General features: G+C 74.4%; 1 protein-coding gene and 1 pseudogene. Both read right to left on the bottom strand.

Annotation, left to right across the window (positions count from 1 at the left end; translation table 11 throughout):
- Positions 1-533, bottom strand: a 533-nt coding sequence (locus CA983_RS44485; protein WP_086606184.1) for a YdeI/OmpD-associated family protein, incomplete at its 3' end; no start/stop codon positions are given.
- A gap of 39 nt (positions 534-572) precedes the next feature.
- Positions 573-747 (bottom strand): annotated as a pseudogene (locus CA983_RS48790) (TetR family transcriptional regulator); the annotation flags it as partial.

The following is a 747-nucleotide window of genomic DNA, read 5'->3' as shown; positions in this document are numbered from 1 at the left end:
CCCGCCACCCGCGCCGCCCGGCTCCGCGGGGTCCGGGCGCGCAGCACTCCGAGCATCGTCAGGTACCTGTCGGTCCGCCCGAGCGCCTCGAAGGCCGCCGCGGCCCGCGGGCTCCGCTCCAGTGCCGCGGCGAGGTCCTCCGGCACCTCGGCCTCCTGCTGGGACGCGTACGCCGCTTCCCACCGTCCGTCCGCCCGCGCCGCCGCCACCTCCGCGAGCCCGCCGGGCCGCATCCGCCCGGCGGCGGTCAGTTCCTCGACGCGCCGGACGTTGACCATGGACCAGAGGCTGCCCGGGCGCCGCGGGGTGATCCTCTGGAGGTAGTACGACTCGTCGAGTCCCTTGCGCTGCCCGGTGATCCACCCGTGGCACAGCGCCACGTCGTTGACGTCGGCGGCGCTGACGGAGGGAATGCCCGAACCCTTCTTGGCGACCTTGACCCAGAGGCCGGGATGCGGGGCGGGGTGTGCGGTCAGCCAGGAGTCAAGGTCGGCGACGGTCGCGAAGGGGAGCGGGTCTCCGGAGTCGGTCATGACACCACCGTAGGGACCGAGTAGGACGGATTCCGTCCGCTAGGCGAGCAGCGCGCGTGCCTGTTCGCGGGCGTGGGCGACGGCGTCCGGGAAGATGCCCAGGCCGTGCGCGACGAGCGCCCCCTCGTGCAGCAGCATCAGCGCCCGGGCCAGGGCGTCGGCTCCCTCCGGGGCGATGTCCGAGGCGAGGCCGGTGAACAGCGCGAGCATCCAC

The sequence above is a fragment of the Streptomyces swartbergensis genome (assembly GCF_002148965.1).
In the GTDB taxonomy this organism is placed as follows: Bacteria; Actinomycetota; Actinomycetes; order Streptomycetales; family Streptomycetaceae; genus Streptomyces; species Streptomyces swartbergensis.
Note: the sequence above shows the minus strand (reverse complement) of the source record. Positions and strands in the feature narration are given on the sequence as shown.